The sequence below is a fragment of the Streptomyces sp. NBC_00076 genome (genome assembly GCF_045041235.1).
Classification (GTDB): domain Bacteria; phylum Actinomycetota; class Actinomycetes; order Streptomycetales; family Streptomycetaceae; genus Streptomyces.
Map to the genome: position 1 here is coordinate 4178342 of NZ_CP108242.1, position 25489 is coordinate 4203830.

The following is a 25489-nucleotide window of genomic DNA, read 5'->3' on the forward strand; positions in this document are numbered from 1 at the left end:
GACAGCGCTGCACGTGGTCGCCCCCAGCGATAAAACCATTGGGTGCCGTCGGGCACCCATGCTGAACGACCTCGCGATGCCCCTCCAGCACGCCGCGCGGCGTCAGCGCCGTGGCCGCGTCCGTCTCAATTCCCGTCTCGTTCATCGCCGTGCGGGACCGTCCAGAGCGGTTCACAGGGCCCTCGCGCTCCCTGGATGCGTACGGGATTGAACGCCGTAGAACGGGCCCGAATCACCCTCTGACCAGCACAGACAAACCTGCAAAGCGAGTTACGTGGGTTCGAATCCCGCCACGGCCTCCAGTGCCTGATCAGGCAAGACAAAAGGGCGGCACCCTCGGAGGATGCCGCCCTTTTGGTCGCCCGTCCCAGTTCCGTCAACGTGCGACCTGCCGACCTCGGGTGTTGACTGGTTATCAGAGTCCGCCGCGTCCGCCACATCACCGCGATCAGCACTCGGGTTCGATGTCGAATTTCCTCATGCCGCAGAGGTAGCCATGAGCAGAAAATTCTGGATGCGCATGTGCACGGCAGTAGCCATCACGCCGCTACTGGTCATCAGTGGTAGTTACGCATACAGCGCTCCACAACGCGCTCCTGCAACAGTGCGAGACGCAATCGAACAGGACATAGACACAGCGGTGCAAGGCGTCGACGACTTCTGGACGAAACACTGGTCGGAATTCTTCACCGAAACCTATTCCTCACCCACGGTTCTGGGCCTGTACGACGGTAGATCGGCGGACGCCCCCACCTGCGACGGGCAGCCACTGGAGGCAGGCAACGCGTTCTACTGTCCGACAGAGGACTACCTCGCCTGGGACATCGGACTCATGCAGACCGGCTATGCGACCGGAGACGCCTACGTGTACTTCGTCGTCGCACACGAGTGGGGACACGCGATACAAAGACGCCTCGATGTCCGATTGCAGGACGTCGCCGAGGAAATACAGGCCGACTGCCTCGCCGGGGCAGAACTCACGGGCTCCCAGGAGGACGGAACAATCGCCTTCGAGGACGGGGATGCCGACGAACTTGTGAAGGCCATATACAGCGTTTCCGACGATCTTCCCTGGACCAATGTCGGGGACCACGGAGACGCCGACCAGCGAAGTAGCGCCTTTGTCAGGGGGATGAAAGGCGGGGTTGAATCCTGCCTGCCGCTGAAGGCTCTGCGCTAGCCAGGAGTAGAGGGGCGTCACCTCCCCGGGTTACAGGTCAGCCCCTGCCCTGTGAGATCAGATCCGTCTGCCGTGCGGGGTCAGAGCACTCCGCTCTGCTCGTCCTGGAACAGCTTTGTCCAGTAGTGCCAGTCGGCGGCGGCCGTGGTTGCCGCCGGGTCGATCGCCGACAGCAGTTGAATCATCGTCATCGCGACCTGGGCGTAGCGATTGCGGGTCAGTTCGTGGGCCAGTGCCCCGTCGATCGTCCTCTCCCGGTGCAGGAGCCAGAGAGTGAAGGCGAGGGTGGAGACGTCGGTGTTCAGCGGGTGCAGGGTGGCGTCGGGCTCGCTCCAGTGCAGGACCGCGCCCGTCTCGCCGTCGACTACCAGGCTGTTGTCCTCGACGAGGTGGCCGAGGCGTATCAGGTGGTCGGCGCGGGCCGGGAGGTTGTCCGACCGCTCGTCGGCGCAGCTCTCGGCGAGGGTCGGCAGCGGCATGTCCGTGTCGAGGGAGAACAGGGTGCCGTCGTCGGGCAGGCCGGTCTCACGCAGGAAGCGGCGGGTCGGCTCGTGCGTGAGCGTGGTGGGGTAGTCGATGTCCTCGAAGCGCATCACCTTGCCCCGGCCGAACTCCTGGTCCAGCAGGCGGGGCGGGAGGTCAAGGGCGAGTCCGGTCTCCGAGCCGGGGCCGGCCACCAGGGCCAGCGGACGGATCAGGGCCGCGATCTTCCAGAACACGGGCACCTCGGCCCCCATGTCCTCCTCGAACACCGCCAGCAGTTGCCGCGTGGCGTCCTCGACCACTTTCGGTCCGAAACGGTCGGCGTAGGAGGCGAACTGGCCACGCCGCCTGGTCAGTTCGTCCGTCGCCGTCGCGAAACGCACCAGGGTGGGCAGCGAGGGTGCCAGCGGGGCGCGGTCCATCAGGCCGGGACAGGCGTGGAAGAAGGACGTGGTCGAGACCTCGCCCGTGGCGCCGTCGAGCAGCAGCGACTCCGTCTCGTTCCCGTGCAGGTCGGGCAGCCCGCCCAGCACCAGTTGGTCGCGCAGGTCAGCCGCCAGCCGGTCCGGGGCGCCGGTCGAGTCCGCCACTCTCCGCAGGCCCTCCCGACGCAGCTCGGCGAAGGTGAACAGGCCGCTGTCGTCGGGCAGTCCGGGACCCGTCAGCCAGCGGCGCGTCGACGCGTGCGTGACGTAGGGGCCCAGTTCGGCCTCGGTCAGTCTGATCGTCGCCGGGCAGGCTTCGGTCGTCGTCATCATGTGTTCCCCCGCGTGTACGTGCTCACAGTCCCCGCCGTGGGCACGCCCGGCCCGACCAGCTCCGGCAGCGTCCCCACTGCCCAGAACATTACGCGCCACCACTGACAACGCCCCCGGACCAGGAAGACGTCAGACCACCCTGGCCCGTTCCCGTCCCGCCACGATCGCGTCCACCGTCTCAGCCGCGGTCAGCGTGGAGGTGTCCAGCCACAGACCGATCCGCGGTGTCGACGCCCGCAGCACCTCGTCCAGCGCCTCGATCGACCAGGACTCCCCCGCCTCCGGTCGCCCCGCCGGCGTCGAAGCCCGGTTCGCACCACCATTCGCAGCCCGATTCGCAGCCCGTTGCGTGGCCGATTCCCCAGCCGGTCCGTAGCCGGTCTTCGCGCGCCCGGCCTCCCGGACGGCGACGGTCTCGGCACTCGGCGCCAACACGACCACGTACAGCGGGCGGGTGCGGACCAGTTCGACGTACGCCGCCAAGTCCGGTCCCAGCAGCACGTCCTGCACGACAGCGGTGAAACCCGCCTCCGCGTACGCGTCCGCCGTCGCCGCCGACAGCCGGTACCGCAGGCGGAGTTGGGCCTCGGCCGCGCCACCGGCCTCGGCTCCGGGAATGAACTCCTCACGCCCCGACACGATCATCCGCCGGAAGACGTCACCCCGGACATGCGCGGCCCTCGGCAGCCTCTCCGCCAGGGTCTGCGCCACCGTCGACTTCCCGGCCGCCATCACGCCGGTGATGACCACGACCCCGCGCATCACGCGAAGTACACGCCCCCCACCACGACCACGACGGCCGCCACCACGAACAGCAGGATCCACAGCGCCACCTTCCCCACGCCGGGCGGGGGTTCGTAGCGCGGCTGGTCGCCCAGGTCGGGCTCCGGCGTGCTCACTGGGCGGTCACCACCGCCGCCTGCGGGCGGATCGGGAGCCGGTTCACGGGGCGACCCGTCGCGGCCCGGACCGCGGAGGCGATCGCCGCGGGGGACGTCACCACCGGGACCGCGCTGACCGCCTTCGCTCCGAAGGGGGCGACCACGTCGCGTTCCTCGACCAGCTTCACGATCCGGATGTCCGGGGCGTCCAGGGCCGTCGGCAGGGCGTACCCGGTGAGGTCGGGGTGGCGGATCACCCCGCGGTTGCTGCGCAGGTTCTCGGTGAGCGCGATGCCCACGCCCTGGGTGACGCCCGCCTCGATGCGTGCCGCCAGCTGAGCCGGGTTCAGCACCCGGCCGACGTCCTGGGCGAGCGCGAGCTCCACCACGCGCACCGAGCCCAACTCGATGTCGACGTCCACGACGGCCCGGATCGCGCAGAAGGCGAGCCCCACGAAGGCGTCGCCCTGGCCGGTCTCGTCCAGCGGTTCGGTCGGGTGCGGGCGGCACTGGGCCGTCGCCCACAGCTCCTTGCCGTCCATCGCCTCGGTGACGGTGGTCGACAGCACGCCGTCGTACGAGGTGATCTTGCCGTCGGTGATCTGAAGCAGCTCCGTGGACATCCCGAACTTGTGCGCGAGGGGCTGCAGCAGCTGCGTACGGACCATCTTCGCCGCGCGTTCCACCGCCCCACCCGACACCCAGGTGTGGCGGCCGCGGCAGCTCGGGCCGGCCGACGGCTGGTCGGTGTCGACGGAGGCCACGTGGACCTCGTCGATGCCGAGGGTCTCCTGGACGATCTGCCGGGCCAGTGTGGTGAAGCCCTGGCCGGTCTCCACCGCCGCGCACAGCACCGTCGCCACGCCGTCCTGGACCCGGACGGTGGCCGTGGAGACCTCGTCCGTGCCCTCCGCGCCCAGCATGTGCACCATGCCCAGGCCGTACCCGACACCCCGGCGCACCGCGCCCGGTTCGCCCGCGCCCTCGGGGCCGCCGGGCAGCAGCCACAGGTCCTCGGGCGTGTCCTTGGGGAGCGCGGGGAGCGGGAAGTCCCGTACGGCCTGCAGCAGTTCGGCGACCGGCGCCGGGCAGGTCACGCTCTGGCCGGTCGGCAGGACGTCCCCCGTGGCGATCACGTTGCGCAGCCGCAGCTCGGCCGGGTCGACGCCGAGCTTCTTGGCCAGCTTGTCCATCTGCGCCTCGTAGGCGGCGCACACCTGCATCGCGCCCTCGCCGCGCACATGGCCGGAGGGCGGGTTGTTGGTGCGCACGGCCCAGCCCTCGATGAAGGCGTTCGGGACGATGTACGGGCCGCAGGCGAACGAGACCGCGGCGGCCAGCGACTCGGACGAGGTGTCCGCGTACGCGCCCGCGTCGAGCAGGATCTGTGCCTCGACCTTCACCAGCCGGCCTTCGGCGTCGGCGTGGTGGCGGTACCTCAGCAACGTCGGATGCCGGTGGGCGTGGCCCAGGAAGGACTCCTCGCGCGTCGCGGTGATCTTGACCGGGCAGCCGGTCCGGAGCGCCAGCAGGCCCAGCGGAAGCTGGAAGCCCTGGTCCTCGCGGTCCGCGGTGGCGCCGGGCACACCGGTGACGACGACCTTCACGCGCTCCGGTTCCAGGCCGTAGCAGGCGGCCGCGGTGTCGCGGTCGGTGTGCGGGTCCGTGGAGGCCACGTACAGTTCCACGCCGCCGTCGGGTCGCGGCACGGCGAGTCCGGCCTCGGCGCCGATGGGGGCGGGATCCTGGCGGCCGATGCGGTACAGGCCCTCCACCACGATGTCGCCGACCGCGTCCGGGTCGCCGTGGCGCAGGGGGATGTGCCGGATCAGGTTGCCGTCGGGGTGCAACGCCTCGGCCTCGAAGGCCTGCTCGGGGTCGGTCACCGGGTCGAGCACCTCGTACTCGACGATGACGGCGGCCGCGGCCATCCGCGCGGTGTCGGGATGGTCGGCGGCGACGGCCGCGATGGGCTCGCCGTGGTGGCGTACGACATCGGAGGCGAACACCGGACGGTCGGGTCTGCCGCGGCCGTGCAGCGCGCTGCCGGGCACGTCCTCGTGCGTGACGACGGCTCGTACGCCGGGCATCTCACGCGCGTGGGAGGTGTCGATGGACAAGATGCGCGCGTGCGGGTGCGGGGAGCGCAGCACGGCCGCCCACAGCAGGCCCTCGGCCCACAGGTCGGCCGCGTACGGGAAGGTGCCCTCGGTCTTGGCGCGTGCCTCGGCGGTCGGCAGGGACACGCCGAGGCCGTGCGGGATCGGCTCGGGGGCGGTCGCGGCCTCCGCGGTGGCGGTGGTGGTCGCGGTGGCGGCTTCGTTGCTCACGCCTGGCCTCCGTCCTGTCCCTGTGCCTGTCCGGGTCCGTACGCCCGGTCGTGCTCGGCCGGTTCGAACGCCGACCGGTTGACGCCGCCGGAGCCCGGTCCCGCCTGGTGCGGAATACGTGCCTCGTCCGCGTCCGTCTCACCGTCCGCCGCGGAGTGCGACTCGCGTTCCGCGACGACCTCCTGGACGGCGTCCACGACGCCCCGGTAGCCGGAGCACCGGCAGAGGTTGCCGCACAACGCCTGGCGGGTCTCCATCTCGGTCGGCGCCGGGTTGCCCTCCAGCAGGTCGTGCAGGGTCATCGCCATGCCCGGCACGCAGAAGCCGCACTGCACCGCGCCGCACTTCGCGAGCGCGCGCTGCACGTCCGAGGGCTGCCCGTCGACGGCCAGTCCCTCGACGGTACGGACCTCGCTGCCTGCCGCGGTCACGCCCGGCACCAGGCAGGACGCGACGAGCCGGCCGTCGACCTGGACGTTGCAGGCCCCGCACTCGCCCTGCGAGCAGCCGTCCTTGGCGCCCGCGAGGCCGAGCCGCTCACGCAGCACGTAGAGCAGGGACTCGCCGATCCAGGCGTCGGTGACGGGGCGTTCGACACCGTTGACCCGCAGGACGTAGGAGGAGAGCGGGTGTTCCTCGCCTGAGGGCGCGGGTGCGCCGTCGCCCGCCTCCGGGTCGGCTTCGGGGTCCTCGTCCGCGGGCCCTCCGGCGGGCTCCGGTGCGGACTCCGCGTCCGCCGCGGCGCCGGGCGCGGACTCGGAGGCCTCCTCGACGGCCTCGACGGCCCTCTCAGCGGCCGCTACGGCTCCGTGGGCGTGCTCCGCCGCCTCGGCGGCCTCACCGGGCCCGTGAGGCCGCTGTGAGACCGCTTCCGTGGTCTCGGAAGGCTCGGCGGGCTCTTCGTCGGACGCCTCGCCGGGGTGCCGCTCGGGCGGGAGCGGCTGAGGCTGCTCGGCCGTCTGGGCGGGCGGCTGTTCGTGCCCGGCATGGTGCGGATCCTCGGGCGCGTGCCGCTCCTGGGCGTGGAGCCCCTGTTCGGGCGCCTCGGGAGCGTACGGCTCGGCCGCCCGCGCCTCCGGGACGTGCTGTTCCGCCGGGGGGTTTTCGGGCGTGTGGTGTTCCGGTGCGTGGTGTTCGGGTGCGTAGTGCTCAGGCTGGTGCGGTTCCCGCGTGTGCGGGACGGACGGCACTCCGCCGTGCGTCGCGTGCTGTTCGTGCGCGCCGCCGGAAGCCGCCGACCGATCGAGCTCGGACCAGACGTCCGTCGGCTGATCGTGCCCGTGGCCGGCCCCGCTCGGCCGGTCGTACGCGGACCCGGTCCCGGGCCCCGAGGGCCGGCCCTGCGTGTACTCGGCACTCGCCGGCCGGTCGAACTCGGGCCCCGTCGGCTGCCCGTATCCGTGCCCGGACCCGGTGGGCTGTCCGGCCCCGTGTCCGGATCCCTGACCGTGGCCGTGGCCGTGGTCCGTCTCCTGGTCCGGGGTTCCGGGCGGCTGCCCCCAGGGCTGCCCCGCCGGCTCCGTCGCCCAGGGGGCGGCGGCGCCGCCGGGCAAGGTGGCCGGCGGCGTGCCGCCCCACTGCTCGACCAGGGACGACGTGGTGAACTCGCCCGATTCGTCCGGGAGGTCGCCGTCGGCGACCGGGATCGACCACTGGCCGGTGACGTCGTGCCCCTGCTCCGCGGCGGTCCGCGCGGCTTCCGCCGCGCCCGTCTCCTCGAAGTTCCACTGCCCGGTGGCACCCGGGTTGTACGTGAACCGGTCGTCGCCGGTGCTGTGGGGCACCGCGTTCGGGTCGGGCCACTGGGCGCCCTCGGCGGGCGCGGACGGCATCGCCCAGGAGCCCGTGGCCGACGGGTCGGTGCCCGCGATGGTGTTCGGATTGACCGTTATCTGCGGCGGCACATAGCCGTGACCGGGCGCGGCGAGCGGACTGTCCGCGGAGGCCAGGAGGGCTTCGACACCCCCTTCGGGGAGTTTCACGAAGGCGGTGGCGCCGTCGTCGTAGTCGCCCTGGGGCAACGGGTCCCAGCGGCCCGCGCTCCGGGGCGTGCCCTCTTCGTGCTGGTCGTCGGTCACGACAGCGCCCTCCCCAGTGCTCGTCGGGCCAGCGCGGCGACGGTGCGCCGCAGGTGCAGTACGGCGGGCGGAAGCTGTTGCACGGAGCCGTCCTCGGCCGGGACCGGGTCGGGAATGCAGGCCGTGGCAACGTACTCGCCGAAGGCGCTGAGCGCCTCCGGGACGAGGGCACGGCCGTTGTCCCAGTCGATCAGCCGGGCGACCCACTGCTCGGCCTGCAGCGGCCTGAGGGCCATCGGCGCTATGGCGCCGACGGCGCACCGGACACCACGCCGGGCGGGGTCGAGGACGAGGGCCACTGAGGCGACGGCACGCCCCGGCCCGGTGCGGCCGGTGGCCTTGAGGAAGACCTGCGGCGCGTGCAGGAGCGGCACGCGCACGAAGCCGATGAGTTCACCGGCGCGCAGCAACTCCATGCCGGCCAGCAGGTGCGACACCGGGATCTCCCGGCGGGCTCCGCCCGGGCCCGCGATGATGAGTGTCGCCTCCAGGGCGGCCAGTACCGGGAGCGCGTCCCCCGTGGGGGCGGCCGAGGCGATGTTGCCGCCCAGGGTGCCCGCGTTACGGATCTGCGGCGGACCGGCGGCGCGCGCGGAGGCCGCGAGCGCCGGGATCAGGGCGGCGAAGTCGGGACGGCCCATCCGCGCGTGGGTGAGGCCCGCGCCGAGCAGGGCGTGCCCGTCCTGGTACTGCCAGCCGCGGATCTCGCTGATCTTGCCGAGGCCGACCAGCGCGGCGGGCCTGAGCTGCCCGGAGTTGACGGCGGCCATCAGGTCGGTGCCGCCCGCCACGGGCACGGCTGCGGGCATGGCGGTGAGCGCCGCCACTGCCTCGTCCAGCGTTGTGGGCAGGGTGACGGCCTGCGCCGCCTGCGGTGCGTGCGTGGTCAAACCGGCTGCCCCTTCCCGCTGCCCCACCTGGTCCCGCCTGTGTTGCCGTACGGTACGTGCTGACAGGGCGGACGTGGCAACTCTGGCACATCTTCGCAGGACCCGAAGACGGGGGTCCGCTAGGAGGCATTCGCCCACCTCAGCAGGTAGATGGTCCGTTTTCGCACGGCATCACCGGTGCGCACCGATTGACACTCTTCGGTGACTCTTGACGGCTTTCTTCCTTACTTGTTCGGGGGCGCCCCCTCGATCGGCCGGCCGAGCACCCCGGGCCGCCGCTGCCACGGCAACGGCCCCGTGGGCGGACGGTAGCCGACGCCCAGGGCGTCAAGTCGCCTGTAGTGGGCGGTCATCCGCCGCTCGAAGTCGGCGAAGTCCCGTTCCGCGGGGGCGGGCAGCGAGCCCCAGGCCACCTCGGCGAAGGCGGCGAGCCTCGGGAACGTCTGGTAGTCGACGCGCCCGGAATCCTCCATCACCTCGGTCCACACGTTGGCCTGCGTACCGAGGACGTGCCGGGCCTCGTCCGCCGTCAACTCCGGTGGAACGGGTTCGAACCGATAGACGTCCTCCAGGGTGCGCACGTACGCGATGGGGACCGGCTCGTCCGGGCCCCCGTGCTGCCGGTAGTCCAGATACACCTGCTGCTCGGGGCACATGACGACGTCGTGACCGGCGCGGGCCGCCGCGATGCCGCCCCGGTAGCCGCGCCACGACGACACGGCCGCACCGTCGGCGAGACCGCCCTCCAGGATCTCGTCCCAGCCGATGAGCCTGCGCCCGCGCGCGGAGAGCCACTTGTCGAAGTGCCCGATGAACCAGGACTGCAACTCGTCCTCGTCGGCGAGGCCGAGTTCCTCGATACGGGCCTGTGCGGTGGGCGACTGCCGCCACTGGTCCTTGAGGCATTCGTCGCCTCCGACGTGCACGAACTCCGAGAACTCGGCGGTGTCGGCGGGGAACAGCTCCAGCAGTTCCTCGAACACCCCCTCGTAGAACCGCAGGGTGTTGTCAGTGGGGGCGAGTACGTTCTCGGAGATGCCCCAGCTGTCCCAGACCGAGAGGGAGGTCGTGTCGATGACGTCGGTGTTGCCGAGTTCCGGGTACGCGGAGATCGCGGCCTGCGAGTGCCCCGGTACGTCGATTTCGGGGACGACGGTGATATGCCGCTCGGCCGCGTACGCGACGATCTCCCGGATGTCGTCCTGGGTGTAGAAGCCACCGTGCGGCTTCTCCTCCCACAGCGGTGAGTCCCCGTGGCCGAATTTCGTGCGTGCCCGCCAGGAGCCGGTCTCGGTCAGCTTCGGGAATCGCTTGATCTCGACGCGCCAACCCTGGTCGTCCGTCAAGTGGAAGTGGAGGACGTTGAGTTTGTGCGCGGCCATCAGATCGAGGTAGCGCAGGACACCGTCCTTGGGCATGAAGTGCCGGGACACGTCGAGCATGAGGCCGCGCCAGCGGAAGCGGGGGCTGTCCTCGATCGTGACCGCCGCGAGGTCCCACTCCCGGCCCGGCCGCACCGGCGCCCGTCGGTAGGCGTCGGGACCGAGCAGTTGCCGGAAGGTCTGCGCACCCCAGAAGACACCGGCCGCGCTGCCGCCCTGGATCAGGATCGCGGGGCCGTCGACGACGACGCGGTAGCCCTCCGGGGGCAGGTCCTCCTCGATGCTCAGCGCGAGTCGGCTCTCGCGCTCACCGCCTTCAGGGCGGCCGCCGCCGTCCGGAAGGGGGAAGCCGGTCGCCGCGCCGAGCGTCGCCCGCAGCCAGCGCGCTACGCCCTCGGTGCCGGGTCCGGCCTCGAGCCGGGTCCCCTCGTCGAGGCGGCCGTGGCGGTGCTGGTCGAGGACGATGCGCCGCGGCGCCGGAATCAGTGCCGTCGCCTCTGGCGTCTCTGTCATGTCCGCTGTTTCCGTTGTTCTTGTCGTGGGAGTCATGTCAGTCCTTGACCGCTCCGCCCAGCCCGGAGACCAGACGTCGCTGTACGAGTACGAAGAAGATCAGCACCGGAATCGTCATCACCGTGGAGGCCGCCATGACGCCGCCCCAGTCCGGGTCGTCCGGCTTGTAGAAGACCAGCAGTGCCATCGGCAGGGTCGACTGGGAGGTGTCGCTGATGATGAACGACTTGGCGAACAGAAAGTCGTTCCAGGCCGAGATGAAGGAAAACACGCTGGTGGCCACCAGGCCGGGAAAGACCAGCGGGAAAAGGATCTGCCACAGAAATCGCGCGCGGCTCGCCCCGTCGATGTACGCGGCCTCCTCCAGCGCCTCCGGTACGGCTTTCACGAAACCGCGCAGCATCCAGATCGCGAAGGGCAGCGAGAAGGCGATGTGCGGCAGGATCAGCGACCCCAGTGTGTTCAGCTGCCCGGCGTCCCGCATGAGGAAGAACAAGGGGATCGTCAGGGCCTCGACGGGCACCATCTGGGCCACGAGAAACATGATCAGCAGCGTGGTCCGGAAGCGGAACCGGAATCGGGTCACGGCGGTCGCCGCGAGAAACGCGACCAGTGCCGAGACGATCACGACACTGCACGCGACGACAAGGCTGTTGAGGAAGTACCGGCCGAATTCCTGCTGTTCGAACACGCGCCGGAAGGAGTCCAGGGACGGAGACAGAGTCCAGGGCCGCGGCTCGGACGACTCGATTTCCCCGGCCGGTTTGAAGGCGCTGAGCACCATCCAGTACAGGGGGAACGCGACGACGACCGCGATCAGCAGGGCGGAGACCTCGGCGGCCAGCCGCCACGGGCGCCGCAGTTGCCGGTGTATCAGGTTCACAGTTCCTCCCCCTGCCGGCGCAGCAACCGGAGGTACACGAGCGTGACCGCGAGCAGGATCAGCAGCATCACCACGCCGATCGCCGAACCGAGGCTGTACTGCGAGGACGCGAACGCCTGTTGGTAGGCATACACGTTCAGTACGAGGTTCTGGCCGGCGATGCCGCCGCCGTTCGTCATGACGTAGATCTGTGTGAAGACCTTGAAGTCCCAGATGACCGACTGGATGGTGACGACGGTGAGGATCGGCCGGAGCATCGGCGCGAGCACGGACCGCCAGATGCGCCACTGTGAGGCGCCGTCCAGGGCCGCGGCCTCCAGGACCTCGCTCGGCACGGCACGGATACCGGCGTAAACCGTCACCATCACGAACGGGAAGGAGCACCACACCACTTCGAGCAGGACCAGGAAGAAGGCGCTGATCCTGCCGTACGTCCAGGAGTGGTCGCCCAGGCCCAGGACCCGGTTGACCGGGCCGAAGTCGGGGTCGAAGAGGAACAGCCACACCGTGGAGCCCGTGATGGCGGGCGTCGCCCACGCACCCAGCGCGGCCAGCATCAGCGCGAGCCGGGGTACGGACCGCACCCGCGTGAGCAGCACGGCGAGCGTGCAGCCGACGGCGAGCGTCGAGACGACGCACGCCGCCGCGAAGAGGACCGTCGCCAGCAGCACCTGCCAGAACTGGTCGTCCCCGAACAGCTCGGCATAGTTCCCGAACCCCCGGAAGGTGGTCGGTTCGCCTCCGCTGACCTGGGCCTGGGTGTACTGGAGGAACGAGATCAGGCCGAGCTGGTAAATGGGATAGACGAGCAGTCCGCCGAGGATCACCAGCGCGGGAGCGAGGTAGAGCCAGGGGGCCTTTTGCCTGCGCGCACTCCGACCCCGCGAGGGACGCGGGGCTGTGTCGTTCTGCGGCTCCGCCACGGGGCGCGACCCGCCGCCGGCGACCCGCGGTCGCCAACGGTCCACGGTCTTCGAGCCATCAGGCGTCATCGGCGTCACCCGGTGGAGCTGAACGCGTCGTTCATCTTCTTCGCCGCGTCCTTCGAGGCCGCGGCCACGTCCTTCTTGCCGCTGATGACCTCCTGGAACATGGTCGGAAGGACCAGCGAGGAGTCGATCTGCGCCCAGGCGGGCGAGGCGGGGACGAACTTGGTGCCCGCCGCAAGGGTCTGCGCGAAGGGCTTCACGTACGGCTCCTTCGCCGCCGCCTGCTGCCGCACGTCCGCGTAGGTCGGCAGGAAGCCCATCGCGTCGAAGAGTTCGGACTGCGTCTTCTTCGAGGCGAGCTGTTCCATCAGGTCGATCGCCAGGGTGCGGTGCGACGTGCTCTTCAGTACGCCGATGTTGTTGCCGCCCGCGAACGCCGGGGCTATCGAGCCGGAGGCCACGCCCGGCAGCGGAACGACCGCGTACTCGCCCTTCACCTTCCCGGCCTCGACGGCGGTGTGGCTGAAGTCGCCGCCGATCGCCATGCCCGCCTTGCCGGCCGCGAACGCGGTGATCGTGTCGTTGCCTCCCATGCCGGCGCACTTGGCGGCGGGGCAGTTGTCGTCGCCGAAGAGGGACGTGTACGCCTTGATGCCCTTCTGGGCGTTCGCGCTGTCGATCGCGGAGGCGTACGAGCCTCCCTTGCCGGCGGCGAGTTCACCGCCGTTGGCCCAGATGAACGGCATCGCGCCGTACGTGTAGGCACCGCCGACGACCAGGCCGTAGAGGTCGGGTCTGGCGCTGCGGATCTGGCGGGCGGTGGTGGCGAGTTCGGCCATCGTCTTCGGGACCGCGAGGCCGAGTTCCTTGAAGACGTCGGTGCGGTAGTAGAGGGCGCGGACGCCGACGTAGAAGGGAGCGCCGTAGATCTTGCCGTCCACGGTGACCGACTGCTTCGCGGTCGGGTCGGTGGCCTTGGCCTCGTTCCAGTCGCCGAACTCCTTCGTGACGTCGAGGAGTCCGCCGTCCTTCACGTAGCCGGCCGTGTCGGTGTTGCCGTACTCGATGACGTCGGGGGCGGACTTGGGGTCGTTGAAGGCTGCCTTGACGCGCTGGGCGCGGGTGTCGACCGGGATGTACTCGACGGCGACCTTGGCGCCCTTGTGGGCCTTCTCGAAGGCGTCGACGACGGAGTCGACGACCTTCTCCTTCGGTTTGTTGCCGACCTCCTGGAAGAGCCAGACCCGCAGGGTGCCGGTGTTCTCGTCCTTGTCGGAGGAGGAGTTGTCGGACGTCTGGGGGGCGCAGGCGGTGACGACGGCGGCGGCCAGCAGTACGGCCAGTCGGGGGGCGAGCTTCATGGAGTGTTCCTCCGGGCGCGTTGCAACATATGCAATGACGGTTTCGCTCTGCACAACACCACGGAGGCTAGGGACTACATGAACACGTCCACAAGAGGTCTCAACCACTTCGTGACCCAGGAGGACACAGAAGTGGCACGCACGGCCACCTCAAGGGGCGCGGACGCACCGACGCGCGAAGGCCCCGGGGACGCTCAGCGGCGCCCCCGGGGCCTTCGGAACCTCAGCCGGACAGGGTTACTTGTCTCCGCCCTTGTCCTTGTCGTCGCCGCCGGAGCCCATGGACTCGTAGATCTCCTTGCACATGGGACACACCGGGTACTTCTTCGGGTCGCGGCCCGGCACCCAGACCTTGCCGCACAGCGCCACGACGGGGGTGCCGTCGAGGGCGCTCGCCATGATCTTGTCCTTCTGGACGTAGTGGGCGAAGCGCTCGTGGTCGCCGTCGCCGTGGGACACCTGCGGCGTCGGCTCTACGAGTGTCCCCGTCCCAGTGCCTCGCTGCGGCTGGGTCTCAGGCTCAAGAGTGCTCATGAAAACCAAGGGTACTGAAGCTCACACGCATCAGTTGAGCGAAGGGTCGTCCGGGTACGTGGCCACCATCGCGAGTTCGTTGCGCTGGCGGCGCAGGACCTCGCGCCAGAGCCTCTCGGGGGACGGGGACGAGATGTCGCCGGGTTCCGACTCGACCACATACCACGCCCCCTCCACCAGCTCGTCCTCCAGCTGGCCCGGGCCCCAGCCGGCGTAACCGGCGAAGATCCGCAGACTACCCAGGGCCGAGGCGAGGAGTTCCGGCGGGGCCTCCAGGTCGACCAGACCGATCGCACCGTGCACCCGACGCCAGCCCAGCGGGGCCCGGTCGACGGAGCCGCCGCCGGGGATGACGGCGACGCCCAGCGCCGAGTCCAGGGACACCGGACCGCCCTGGAAGACGACACCGGGTTCACCTGCGAGGTCCGCCCAGCCCTCGAGGATGTCGCCGACGTCCACCGGAGTGGGACGGTTGAGGACGACGCCGAGCGAGCCCTCCTCGTCGTGGTCGAGAAGGAGCACCACCGCACGGTCGAAGTTCGGGTCCGCCAGGGCCGGCGTTGCCACGAGCAACCGCCCTGTGAGCGAGGACACCTCGGTCATGCCAGACATGATCCCGCATCTTGCGGTGCGGTGGGGAGCCAATCGGGGTTCGGGAGTGAATGCGGTCCTGAATCGAAGGAGCGGCCTGGTAAGGACCCGTTTTGCGGGTGGCGGGGGGAGAGCGGTGGGCGCGGAGGTGCGTCCCACGCGCACCAACCACGGCGGTGACCCCTTGTGCCCGACGAGGAACCCTTCGTGTTGTGACAGAGCTATGACGGAGTTGCGTGGTCCTTGGGCTTACAGAAGGGGGGTGGGCGGCGATTACCCTTTCCCTTCTGGCCCCTGCCCCCCTCATCGGAACGCGAGATACATGACCGTCAACGGCAATGACGACGTACTGCTTGTACACGGCGGAACCCCGCTGGAGGGCGAGATCCGTGTCCGCGGTGCGAAGAACCTCGTACCGAAGGCGATGGTCGCCGCCCTGTTGGGCAGCGAGCCGAGTCGACTGCGCAACGTTCCGGACATCCGTGACGTGCGTGTCGTACGCGGTCTGCTGCAACTGCACGGGGTGACGGTCCGTCCGGGTGAGGAGCCGGGCGAGCTGGTGATGGACCCGACCCGTGTCGAGAGCGCGAACGTCGCTGACATCGATGCCCATGCGGGGTCCTCGCGCATCCCGATCCTCCTGTGCGGTCCGCTGCTGCACCGCCTCGGCCACGCCTTCATTCCCGGTCTCGGCGGCTGCGACATCGGCGGGCGGCCCATCGACTTCCACTTCGAGGTGCTGCGGCAGTTCGGCGCGACGATCGAGAAGCGGGCGGACGGTCAGTTCCTGGAGGCGCCGCGGCGGCTGCGGGGTACGAAGATCACGCTGCCGTACCCGTCCGTCGGCGCGACCGAGCAGGTCCTGCTGACGGCCGTGCTCGCCGAAGGTGTCACCGAGCTCTCGAACGCGGCCGTGGAGCCGGAGATCGAGGACCTCATCTGCGTCCTGCAGAAAATGGGCGCCATCATCGCGATGGACACCGACCGCACGATCCGCGTCACCGGCGTGGACCAGCTCGGCGGCTACGACCACGGCGCCCTGCCGGACCGCCTGGAGGCCGCCTCCTGGGCCTCCGCGGCGCTGGCGACCGAAGGCAACATCTACGTCAAGGGCGCCCAGCAGCGCTCGATGATGACGTTCCTGAACACCTACCGGAAGGTGGGCGGTGCCTTCCGGATCGACGACGAGGGCATCCGCTTCTGGCACCCCGGCGGCCAGTTGAAGTCCATCGCCCTCGAAACGGACGTGCACCCCGGCTTCCAGACGGACTGGCAGCAACCGCTGGTGGTGGCGCTCACGCAGGCGACCGGCCTGTCCATCGTCCACGAGACGGTGTACGAGTCCCGGCTGGGCTTCACGTCCGCGCTGAACCAGATGGGTGCTCACATCCAGCTGTACCGCGAGTGCCTGGGCGGCTCCGACTGCCGCTTCGGCCAGCGCAACTTCCTGCACTCCGCGGTCGTGTCGGGTCCCACCAAGCTCCAGGGCGCCGACCTGGTCATCCCCGACCTGCGCGGCGGCTTCTCCTACCTCATCGCCGCCCTGGCGGCCCAGGGCACGTCCCGGGTCCACGGCATCGACCTCATCAACCGGGGCTACGAGAACTTCATGGAGAAGCTCGTGGAGCTGGGCGCGAAGGTCGAACTGCCGGGCAAAGCACTCGGCTGACCCCAGCCACCCGACCCCGGCCCCGAACAACACCGTCCCGGCCGGGGGTCCGGGGGTCGCCCCCCGGGCAGGCACAGCATGGAGAAGCTCGTGGAGCTGGGCGCGAAGGTCGAACTGCCGGGCAAGGCACTCGGCTGACCCCAGCCACCCGACCCCGGCCCTGAGCGTCGAGCTGTCTGCCAGGCGCTCGGGCAGCCCGTACGGCGCCTGAGTACGACGATGGGGCGGCCCCCGATCAGGGGGGCCGCCCCATTGGCGTTACCGAGCCTCGTACGCAGTGTCGTCGCGTACTTGAAGGCTTACTTGCCCTTGGCGGCTTCCTTGAGCTTCGAGCCCGCCGAGACCTTGACGCTGTAGCCGGCCGGGATCTGGATCGGGTCACCGGTCTGCGGGTTGCGCGCGGTGCGAGCGGCACGGTGGGTGCGCTCGAAGGTCAGGAAGCCGGGGATGGTGACCTTCTCGTCGCCCTTGGCGACGATCTCGCCGACGGTCTCGGCGAACGCGGCCAGAACGGCGTCGGCGTCCTTGCGAGTCACCTCGGCGCGGTCGGCCAGCGCGGCCACCAGCTCACTGCGGTTCATGTTGTTACTCCCGTGTTCTTCTTGCCGTTGAGGCGTGCCACGCGGCGGAGCCGCATGTTGGGCACAGCGAAAGCCGATGCTGCCAGGTTCCTCGGTGAGTCCCCGGAGCCGGGTCCGTCGTCAGACCCTCGCGCCCAGGGACGCATCCTGCCCCTACCTGCGGCGGGAAAGCCAATCCGGCGCCCGTAGGAGTTGTGAGAACACCCTTGGGGGTCACCCGAAGAGGGCCTGAGCCTGGCCGACACGATAAACGTCGGCCTAAGACCCCGGGTTCCACGACGCGCCGAGTTCAGGCCTGCCAGTGGCGATCCTCACAGCGAGTACACCCCCACGGGCCCCTACGGCGCCGTGAGAGCCGACGCGCCCACGGCCTTCGCCGCGTCCCGCACCGCCCCGGCCACCGCGCCCGCGACCTTGTCGTTGAACACGCTCGGGATGATGTAGTTCGGGTTCAGCTCGTCCTCGGTCACGACGTCCGCCAGCGCCTTCGCGGCGGCGATCATCATCTCGGTGTTGACCGTGCGGGACTGCGCGTCCAGCAGACCGCGGAAGACGCCCGGGAAGACCAGCACGTTGTTGATCTGGTTCGGGAAGTCGGAGCGGCCGGTGGCCACGACCGCCGCCGTCTGACGGGCGATCGCCGGGTCGACCTCGGGGTCCGGGTTCGCAAGCGCGAACACGATCGCACCGTCGGCCATGGCGGCCACGTCGTCGCCGTCGAGGACGTTCGGGGCGGAGACGCCGATGAAGACGTCCGCGCCGCGCACGGCCTCCTTGAGCGTGCCGGTGAGGCTCTCGGGGTTGGTGTTGTCGGCGATCCAGCGCAGCGGTGAGTCCGTGGCGGCGTCCACCAGGTCCTCGCGGCCGGCGTGCACGACACCGTGGATGTCCGCGACGACGGCGTTCTTGACGCCCGCCGCGATCAGCAGCTTGAGGATGGCCGTACCGGCCGCGCCGGCCCCGGACATGACGACCCGGATGTTCTCGATGGCCTTGCCCGTCACACGCAGCGCGTTCGTGAGCGAGGCGAGGACGACGATCGCGGTGCCGTGCTGGTCGTCGTGGAAGACGGGGATGTCGAGGGCCTCCCGCAGCCGCGCCTCGATCTCGAAGCAGCGCGGGGCGGAGATGTCCTCCAGGTTGATGCCGGCGAAGCCCGGGGCGATCGCCTTGACGATCTCGACGATGGCGTCGGTGTCCTGGGTGTCCAGGCACAGCGGCCAGGCGTCGATGCCGGCGAAGCGCTTGAAGAGCGCCGCCTTGCCCTCCATGACCGGGAGGGCGGCCTTCGGCCCGATGTTGCCGAGGCCCAGCACGGCCGAGCCGTCCGTCACGACCGCAACGGAGTTGCGCTTGATGGTCAGGCGGCGGGCGTCCTCGGGGTTCTCCGCGATGGCCATGCAGACGCGGGCGACGCCCGGCGTGTAGATCATGGACAGGTCGTCACGGTTGCGGATCGGGTGCTTGGACTGCATCTCGATCTTGCCGCCGAGGTGCATGAGGAACGTACGGTCGGAGACCTTGCCGAGCGTGACGCCCTCGATGCCGTGCAGCTGCTCGACGATCTCGTCGGCGTGCGCGGTGGAGGACGCCGCGATGGTGACGTCGATCCGCAGCTTCTCGTGGCCGGAGGCGGTCACGTCGAGGCCGGTCACCGAGCCTCCGTGGGACTCTACGGCCGTGGTGATCTGAGAGACCGCGGTTCCGCCCGCGGGCACCTCAAGCCGGACCGTAATCGAGTAGGAGACGCTGGGCGCCGTTGCCATGGCCGACTTCCTCTGCTTTCACCTGTGACGCTGGATCTGTCCGATGGTCGCACCTACCGCCGAGTAGGCGTTAGCCGGGTGGGATTGAGAACTTTTTGTTCGCCAGGCCGTGGGGAAGCCGTAGACGAGCCGTGGAGAAGAAGCATGAAAAAGAGGCCCACGTCACTGGGTGACGTGGGCCTCTCATCCGTTCAGTGACACCGACCCGCCATGCTCGCCTCGCGGCAAGTGGTCGCTCGTAGCGACGAAGGTTGGGCCCGGGGGCTTGGATCGGGCCGGTGCCACACTCAGGCTAACAAACGGATGCCCGAACGCCATTCCCGTCCGGGGACTTCACAGGAATCAGTCCCGCAGCAGGTCCGGCACCCCGTTCTCGTCCGGCGTGTCCCGCTCCGCCGACACCACCGTGAGCTGCTGCGTCGCCCGGGTCAGGGCCACGTACAGCACGCGCAGACCGGCCGGTGACTCGTCCGCGATCTCCGCCGGGGAGACGACCACCGTCGCGTCGTACTCCAGGCCCTTGGCCTCCAGGCTGCCGAGGGCCACGACCCGGTCGCCCAGTGCGGAGAGCCAGCGTCGCGCCTCCTCGCGGCGGTTCATGGCGACGACGACGCCGACGGTGCCGTCGACGAGGTCGAGAAGCCGGGCGGCCTCGGCCCGGACCGTCTGTGCGAGGGAGTCCCGTACGACGGCGAAGCGCGGCTGGACGCCGGTGGAGCGGACGGCCGACGGGGATGGCGAGCCCGGCATGGCCAGCGCCAGCACCTTCGCGGCCAGTTCGGCGATCTCCGCCGGGTTGCGGTAGTTCACGGTCAGCTCGAAGCGGCGGCGCGGGCGGGTGCCCAGGGCCTCGTCGCGGGCCTCGGCGGCCTCGTCGGGGTCGGACCACGAGGACTGGGCCGGGTCCCCGACGACGGTCCAGGTGGCGTGCCGGCCCCGGCGGCCGAGCATCCGCCACTGCATCGGCGTGACGTCCTGGGCCTCGTCGACGATGACGTGGGCGTACTCGGTGCGCTCCTGGGCGAGCCGCTCGGCCCGTTCGCGCTGGGTCTCCTCGCGCACCGGCATCAGCTCCTCGAGGCCGGTGAGCTGGTCGAGCGGGTCCGCCTCACGCTTGCGGCGCGGGCGGGCCGGGGTGCCGAGGATCGCCTGGAGTTCGTCCAGCATGGCGATGTCGTGCACGGAGAGGCCGTCCCGGCGCAGGGACCGGGCGACCCTGCGGACCTCCCCGGGGTTGAGGATCCGGCGCGCCCAGCGGCCGAGCCGGCGCTCGTCGGCCATGGCCTCCAGGACCGCCTTCGGGGTCAGTTCGGGCCACCAGGACTCCAGGAACTCCAGGAAGCTGTCCTCGGAGCTGACGTCCTCGTCGAAGGAGGAGCGCAGCTCGGCGGCCAGCTCCGGGTCGGTGTGCCGGCCGCCCGCGCCGGAGCGCGTCCACAGGGCGTCCAGGAGCAGCTTGCGGGCGCGCGGGCGCAGCAGGTTCACGGGCGCGGTGCCGCTGAGGGCGGTCTGCCGGATGCTGTTCAGCTCCGCGGCCTCCAGCTCCAGCCGCCGCCCGAAGGCGACCACCCGGAGCCGGGTGGGCGGGCCGGCGGGAGCCTGCGGCCGTGCCGGGGTGCCGTTGCCGTGCTCGCCGCGCTCGCCACTTCTGTCGCGCTCGCCGCGCTCGTCGGTCGCGTCGGTCTCGTCGCCGAAGGCGAGCTGTTCGGATGCGGGCCGGTCGGAGCGGGCCCCGTTGGAGGCGCCCGGGCGCGCGGGGGCGCCCCTGCCCCGGCCGGTGCCGGGTGCCCCGCCGCCGGACTCCCCTTCCAGCGCGCCCCGGGCGGCCTTCCGCAGCACCTTCAGCATCCTGTACGAGCCCTTGGCCCGGGCGGTGGCCGGGGCGTCGTACAGGGTGGCCTCGGCGCCGTCGACGAGGGAGCCGATCGCGCGGATGGCGACCTGGCCCTCCTCGCCGAGGGACGGGAGGACGCCCTCGGTGTACGCCACGAGCAGCGGGGTCGGGGAGACGATCAGGATGCCGCCCGCGTACCGGCGCCGGTCCTGGTAGAGCAGATAGGCGGCCCGGTGCAGGGCGACCGCCGTCTTGCCGGTGCCCGGGCCGCCCTCGACGTACGTCACGGAGGCGGCGGGGGCGCGGATCACCAGGTCCTGCTCGGCCTGGATGGAGGCGACGATGTCCCGCATGGAGTGGGTGCGGGCCTGGCCGAGGGCGGCCATCAGGGCGCCGTCGCCGATGACGGCCAGTTCGTGTCCGTCGAGGTGGGCCTTCAGCTCGGGGCGCATCAGGTCGTCCTCGACGCCGAGCACCTTGCGGCCCTTGGAACGGATCACCCGGCGGCGCACCACCCGGCCCGGGTCGACCGGGGTGGAGCGGTAGAAGGGGGCGGCGGCGGGCGCCCGCCAGTCGATGACCAGCGGGGCGTAGTCCTGGTCGAGGACGCCGATGCGGCCGATGTGCAGGGTCTCGGCGATGTCGGCGGTGTTGTCGTCCCGTACCGCGCCGTCAGCGGCCTCGACGGCGGTGAAGGCGCCGTCGGGCCCCTTCTTGCCGTCCTTGCCGAGGAGCAGGTCGATACGGCCGAAGAGGAAGTCCTCGAACTCGTTGTTGAGCCGGTTGAGGTGGATGCCGGCCCGGAAGACCTGTGCGTCCCGCTCGGCGAGCGCGCCGGGGGTGCCGACCTGACCGCGCTGCGCCGCGTCGTTCATGAGGAACTCGGCCTCGTGGATCTTCTCCTCGAGGCGCTGGTACACCCGGTCCAGGTGTTCCTGTTCGACGCCGATCTCGCGCTTCCGCACGGAGTCCTGTGCGGATTCCTGGACCGAGTCCTGTGCGGCGACGCGAACGGCGGTTTCCTGCTGAGCCTGAGCGGCCACCGGGCCCCCTTCTGACGTGCTGGGCAGCCGTCAACCGTACGCGAAGGGGGCCCGGGGAAGCTATGTGTCCGCTCTCAGTGATTCACGCGTCGACCTCGACGAGCTTCTTGCCGTCGAAGGTCATGACCTCGTAGTGGTCGGTCTCGTTCGGGGTGAAAGCCGCTCCGCCGCCGATGTAGAGCGGGTTCTTGGCCTTGTCGGTCTTGCCGTCCGGAAGGCCGTAGCCCCAGTCGGGGACGGACCAGGAGGAGATCGTCTCGCGCTCGCCGTTCTTGCCGACGGCGATCAGGGAGCACTTGATCGGGCCCTTGACGTTCTTGAGCTCGAGGACGACCTCGGAGCCCCAGTCCTTCTTCTGCGTGCCGACGGTCGCACTGACGTCCGTCGAGGGGTCCGTCGCCGTGACCTTGTCGTCCATGGCGTCGAACGTGGTCTTGGCCGAGCTCGCCAGGGGGGTCGCCTGGGTGCCGCCACCCGAGTCGCCCCCGTTCACGGCCACCGCGGCGATCGGGCCGCCGATGATCAGCGCGGCCGCGGCCGCCACCATGTAGAAGCTCTTGCGGCGCTTCTGCGCGCGGCGCTCGGAGACCTCGTCGACGAGGTTGTTCACCAGCCGTGGGCTGGGCTTGGCGGACAGCGACTCACCGATGCCGGGTGTGCCGGAGCCGGGCAGGTCCGCGAGCGCGGCCAGCATCGGCTCCATGCCGGCGAGTTCGTCGAGTTGCTGGGCGCACCATTCGCAGGTGGCGAGATGGGCCTCGAACGCGGTCGCTTCGACATCGTCGAGGAGGCCGAGGGCGTAGGCACCGACGGTTTCGTGCTCGTTCGGGCCCGGAGATCCCATCATGGGGCCAGACATACCCGTACCACCCGTACCGAATCCCTGTGATCCCCCATACACACTCATCACGCCGTCACCCCCCGCTCCTCCAGTGCCAGCTTCATCGACCGCAGGGCATAGAAAACCCTTGAGCGAACGGTGCCGCTGGGTATGCCCAGGGTTTCGGCCGCCTCGTTGACCGTACGCCCCTTGAAGTACGTCTCGACGAGCACCTCCCGGTGGGCCGGGGTCAGGTCGTCGAGCGCATCGGACAACGTCATCAGCCACAGCGCCTTGTCGATCTCGTCCTCCGCGGGGATGACCTCCAGCGGCGACGGATCGACCTCCTGCGGCCGGGCTTGCCGGCTGCGGTGGCCGTCGATGACGATGCGCCGGGCGACCGTCACCAGCCAGGGGCGTACCGAACCGGTCGCTCGATTGAGCTGGCCGGCATTCTTCCAGGCACGGATGAGTGTCTCCTGCACGACGTCCTCGGCTCTCTGCCGGTCGCCGGCAACGAGACGAAGGACGTACGCAAGGAGGGGTCCGGCGTGCTCCCTGTACAGGGCACGCATCAGCTCCTCATCAGGTTCCGAGGGCTGGGACATGCGATGTCGGGCCCTCGATCCACGTTCATTGGCCACGACAGAATCCTTGCGCACGCCCACCTCCGATGTCCCGGGGTTCCCCCAGTCGGTCGCTCGCCCACGAGTACGGGCGCGAGGAGTCGGGTGTTCAAAGTGGGGCGACAGTTTTCTTGTGGGTGTCGTGACGAGGCCGGACATGACCGCACATTCCCACTGCGCGATCTTCACATTTTCGGCACATAGAAAAGATCACGCCAGCTGCCCGTCGGCCCCGTCAGGTAAACGACGTGTAATCGAAATCACTTCGACAGTGCCTTCATAAAAGGGGCATAACGCCGCTCAGGCGCGGGTGAGTGCCGCCCGGCGTCGATGCCGGGCCACCCTTTCCCGGTTCCCGCAGACCTCACTGGAGCACCAACGTCGCCTGCGGCCCCGTGATGTGTCGAGGTAGACGATGGGGCAGTTGTCCCCTTCGCACTGTCTGAGTCCCGCCCGCGCGAGCGGATCGGTGAGCAGTTCCACGACGTCCCGGGCGACGGCCCCGAGCAGCGCCGTGCACGCGGGCGGTCCGTCCAGCTGCCGTACGAGCGTGCCGTCCGCACCGGGCACGGCTCGGGGAGCCGGGGGCGCGGCGCGGGCGATCTCGTTGACGTGGGCGAGCGCCAGGTCGTAGGGCCGCCCCTCGGGAGCCAGCCCGCCCGGGACCAACTGTCCGATACGGGACCGCAGTTCACGGAATCCGGCCAGCCAGGAGGTGTCGGCGTGCGCCAGTTCGGTGCCCGCGGGGACGAGCCCCGACCCGGCGATCCAGGCGCGCAGCACCGCGACCGAGCCGAGGCGTTCGACGGGGTGGGTGGTCGCGAGGAGATCCAGACAGATCCGCCCGGCGTCGAACCGCAACTCGTACGCGTCCGTGGCCGTACCCAGTGCCATGTGCCTGTCACCGCCTAGGTCACCCCCGGTGGGGAGGGGGTGGGTGAGATGCCAGCGAAGGGGGCTGGGGGAACCGTGCCGATCCGTGCCCTCTAACAGTGCCTGCCCGATCCTGTCGCCGGAACCCCTCGTACCGCCGGTACGCGGTGAGCGGGAGCGCGGTGCACCTGTGCGGGTTCGGACGCGTGTCCGGGCCGTGTTCGCCCCCGGCCGCTCTCAGCGACGACCGGGTCCACGTCCAAGTGGTGTGGGACATCGACGACTTGATCGCGAACCCGGTGTTCTCACCAAGACGCCGAGCGCCTGCTCACCCGTCCGAATACTTCGCGTCGGCGGCCGGGTCCAACGCCAGCCGGTACCCCCGCTTCACCACCGTCTGGATCAGCTTCGGCGCCCCCAGCGACGTCCGCAGGCGAGCCATCGCCGTCTCCACGGCGTGCTCGTCGCGCCCGGAACCGGGCAACGCCCGCAGCAGGTCCGAGCGGGCCACCACCCATCCCGGCCGTCGGGTCAGGGCCCGCAACAGGGACATCCCGGCCGGCGGCACCGGCTTCAGATCCCCGTCCACCAGCACCGCGTGTCCGCGGATCTCCACCCGATGCCCGGCGATCGGCAACGTCCGTGCCCGCCCCGGCAGTTCCTTGCACAGCAGTTGGACGAGCGGACCGAGCCGGAACCGCTCCGGCGAGACCGTGTCGACGCCCTGGGCCTGGAGCGGCAGCGCGGTGACCGGGCCGACACAGGCCGGCAACACGTCGTGGTTGAGCGCGGCCAGCAGCTCGGGCAGCAGACCCCGTTCCTCGGCCCGGGACAGCAGCGAGGCGGCGGCCGGCGCGCTGGTGAAGGTGAGCGCGTCCAGGCCGCGGGACACGGTGGCGTCCAGCAGCCGGTCCACCGGCCCGATGTCCTCCGGCGGCATCCACCGGTAGACGGGCACCCCGAGCACCTCCGCTCCCCCGGCCCGCAGCGCCTCCACGAACCCGGGCAGCGGCTCACCGTGCAGCTGTACGGCGACACGGCGGCCTTCCACGCCCTCCTCCAGCAGCCGGTCGAGCACCTCGGCCATGGACTCGGACGACGGCGACCACTCCTCGGTCAGGCCGGCGGCACGTACCGCGCCCTTGACCTTGGGACCGCGCGCCAGGAGCTCGACTCCGCGCAGCCTGGTCAGCAGGTCCTCACCGAGGCCCCAGCCGTCGGCGGCCTCGACCCAGCCGCGGAAGCCGATCGCGGTGGTGGCGACCACGACGTCCGGCGCCTTGTCGATGACCTCCTTGGTCGCCGCGAGCAGCTCGCTGTCGTCGGCGAGCTGCACGATGCGCAGGGCGGGGGCGTGCAGGACGGCGGCTCCGCGCCGCTGGAGCAGTGCGCCCAGCTCGTCGGCCCGGCGCGCGGCGGTCACCCCCACGGTGAAGCCCGCGAGGGGGCCGTGGTCCGGTAGCTGCTGTTCGTCGTACATAACT

21 protein-coding genes are annotated in these 25489 nt (G+C 70.4%); 2 read left to right on the forward strand and 19 right to left on the reverse strand.

All coding sequences use genetic code 11. The features are described from left to right. Nucleotides 1-496 precede the first annotated feature (496 nt). Nucleotides 497-1180, forward strand: coding sequence for a neutral zinc metallopeptidase (locus OHA64_RS18940; protein WP_405614494.1), 684 nt, complete (start codon nt 497-499; stop codon nt 1178-1180). 80 nt (nt 1181-1260) lie between these two features. On the opposite strand, the gene OHA64_RS18945 is transcribed toward OHA64_RS18940, so the two are convergent. From OHA64_RS18945 to OHA64_RS19000, 12 genes are all read right to left on the reverse strand, one after another. Then, a complete protein-coding gene (locus OHA64_RS18945) occupies nt 1261-2418 on the reverse strand; it encodes an SUKH-4 family immunity protein (protein ID WP_405614496.1) in 1158 nt (385 codons plus the stop codon). 132 nt (nt 2419-2550) lie between these two features. Continuing rightward, entirely contained in the window at nt 2551-3183 is a 633-nt protein-coding gene (locus OHA64_RS18950) for an AAA family ATPase (RefSeq protein ID WP_405614498.1), read from the reverse strand. Further along, nucleotides 3183-3320, reverse strand: coding sequence for a hypothetical protein (locus OHA64_RS18955; protein WP_405614500.1), 138 nt, complete (start codon nt 3318-3320; stop codon nt 3183-3185). The genes OHA64_RS18950 and OHA64_RS18955 overlap by 1 nt, the downstream gene beginning before the upstream one ends. Then, nucleotides 3317-5632 carry a xanthine dehydrogenase family protein molybdopterin-binding subunit gene (locus OHA64_RS18960; RefSeq protein WP_405614502.1) on the reverse strand — a complete coding sequence of 772 codons (2316 nt, stop codon included), beginning with the start codon at nt 5630-5632 and terminating at the stop codon, nt 3317-3319. The genes OHA64_RS18955 and OHA64_RS18960 overlap by 4 nt, the downstream gene beginning before the upstream one ends. Continuing rightward, on the reverse strand, nt 5629-7710 hold the full coding sequence (locus tag OHA64_RS18965) for a 2Fe-2S iron-sulfur cluster-binding protein (protein ID WP_405614504.1): 2082 nt from the start codon (nt 7708-7710) through the stop codon (nt 5629-5631). Before OHA64_RS18965 ends, OHA64_RS18960 begins: the two co-directional genes overlap by 4 nt. Further along, on the reverse strand, nt 7707-8600 hold the full coding sequence (locus tag OHA64_RS18970; RefSeq protein ID WP_405614506.1) for an FAD binding domain-containing protein: 894 nt from the start codon (nt 8598-8600) through the stop codon (nt 7707-7709). The genes OHA64_RS18965 and OHA64_RS18970 overlap by 4 nt, the downstream gene beginning before the upstream one ends. Nucleotides 8601-8824: 224 nt before the next feature. Continuing rightward, nucleotides 8825-10495: a beta-N-acetylhexosaminidase gene (locus OHA64_RS18975; protein WP_405614508.1), complete on the reverse strand. Its 1671-nt coding sequence runs from the start codon at nt 10493-10495 to the stop codon at nt 8825-8827. Between the two features lie 37 nt (nt 10496-10532). After that, nucleotides 10533-11378, reverse strand: coding sequence for a carbohydrate ABC transporter permease (locus OHA64_RS18980; protein WP_405614510.1), 846 nt, complete (start codon nt 11376-11378; stop codon nt 10533-10535). Then, nucleotides 11375-12370, reverse strand: a complete 996-nt coding sequence (locus OHA64_RS18985) for a carbohydrate ABC transporter permease (protein ID WP_405614512.1) — start codon at nt 12368-12370, stop codon at nt 11375-11377. Before OHA64_RS18985 ends, OHA64_RS18980 begins: the two co-directional genes overlap by 4 nt. A 5-nt stretch (nt 12371-12375) precedes the next feature. Then, the gene (locus OHA64_RS18990; RefSeq protein WP_405614514.1) at nt 12376-13668 is read right to left on the reverse strand and encodes an extracellular solute-binding protein; all 1293 of its coding nucleotides are present in this window, start codon (nt 13666-13668) and stop codon (nt 12376-12378) included. A gap of 237 nt (nt 13669-13905) precedes the next feature. Further along, nucleotides 13906-14202, reverse strand: a complete 297-nt coding sequence (locus tag OHA64_RS18995; RefSeq protein ID WP_030666896.1) for a DUF3039 domain-containing protein — start codon at nt 14200-14202, stop codon at nt 13906-13908. 30 nt (nt 14203-14232) lie between these two features. Continuing rightward, a complete protein-coding gene (locus OHA64_RS19000; protein WP_405614517.1) occupies nt 14233-14805 on the reverse strand; it encodes a YqgE/AlgH family protein in 573 nt (190 codons plus the stop codon). A 310-nt stretch (nt 14806-15115) separates the two neighbouring features. Between OHA64_RS19000 and murA the strand changes: the two genes are divergently transcribed. Then, complete coding sequence (murA, locus tag OHA64_RS19005; protein WP_405614519.1) at nt 15116-16462, forward strand: UDP-N-acetylglucosamine 1-carboxyvinyltransferase; 1347 nt, start codon at nt 15116-15118, stop codon at nt 16460-16462. Between the two features lie 299 nt (nt 16463-16761). On the opposite strand, the gene OHA64_RS19010 is transcribed toward murA, so the two are convergent. The 7 genes from OHA64_RS19010 to OHA64_RS19040 all read right to left on the reverse strand — a co-directional run bounded on the left by OHA64_RS19010 (nt 16762) and on the right by OHA64_RS19040 (nt 25485). Next, a complete protein-coding gene (locus OHA64_RS19010; RefSeq protein WP_007382399.1) occupies nt 16762-17043 on the reverse strand; it encodes an HU family DNA-binding protein in 282 nt (93 codons plus the stop codon). 338 nt (nt 17044-17381) lie between these two features. Beyond that, nucleotides 17382-18809: an NAD-dependent malic enzyme gene (locus tag OHA64_RS19015; protein ID WP_405614521.1), complete on the reverse strand. Its 1428-nt coding sequence runs from the start codon at nt 18807-18809 to the stop codon at nt 17382-17384. Nucleotides 18810-19151: 342 nt separating this feature from the next. Beyond that, nucleotides 19152-21686: a HelD family protein gene (locus tag OHA64_RS19020; protein WP_405614523.1), complete on the reverse strand. Its 2535-nt coding sequence runs from the start codon at nt 21684-21686 to the stop codon at nt 19152-19154. A gap of 82 nt (nt 21687-21768) precedes the next feature. Continuing rightward, nucleotides 21769-22593 (reverse strand): anti-sigma factor family protein, encoded by an 825-nt coding sequence (locus OHA64_RS19025; protein WP_405614526.1) that lies wholly within the window; start codon nt 22591-22593, stop codon nt 21769-21771. After that, entirely contained in the window at nt 22593-23114 is a 522-nt protein-coding gene (locus OHA64_RS19030) for a sigma-70 family RNA polymerase sigma factor (RefSeq protein WP_010039908.1), read from the reverse strand. The genes OHA64_RS19025 and OHA64_RS19030 overlap by 1 nt, the downstream gene beginning before the upstream one ends. Before the next feature lie 318 nt (nt 23115-23432). Continuing rightward, nucleotides 23433-24026 carry a CGNR zinc finger domain-containing protein gene (locus OHA64_RS19035; RefSeq protein ID WP_405614528.1) on the reverse strand — a complete coding sequence of 198 codons (594 nt, stop codon included), beginning with the start codon at nt 24024-24026 and terminating at the stop codon, nt 23433-23435. A 307-nt stretch (nt 24027-24333) separates the two neighbouring features. Further along, nucleotides 24334-25485 carry a uroporphyrinogen-III synthase gene (locus tag OHA64_RS19040; RefSeq protein ID WP_405614531.1) on the reverse strand — a complete coding sequence of 384 codons (1152 nt, stop codon included), beginning with the start codon at nt 25483-25485 and terminating at the stop codon, nt 24334-24336. Nucleotides 25486-25489 lie beyond the last annotated feature (4 nt).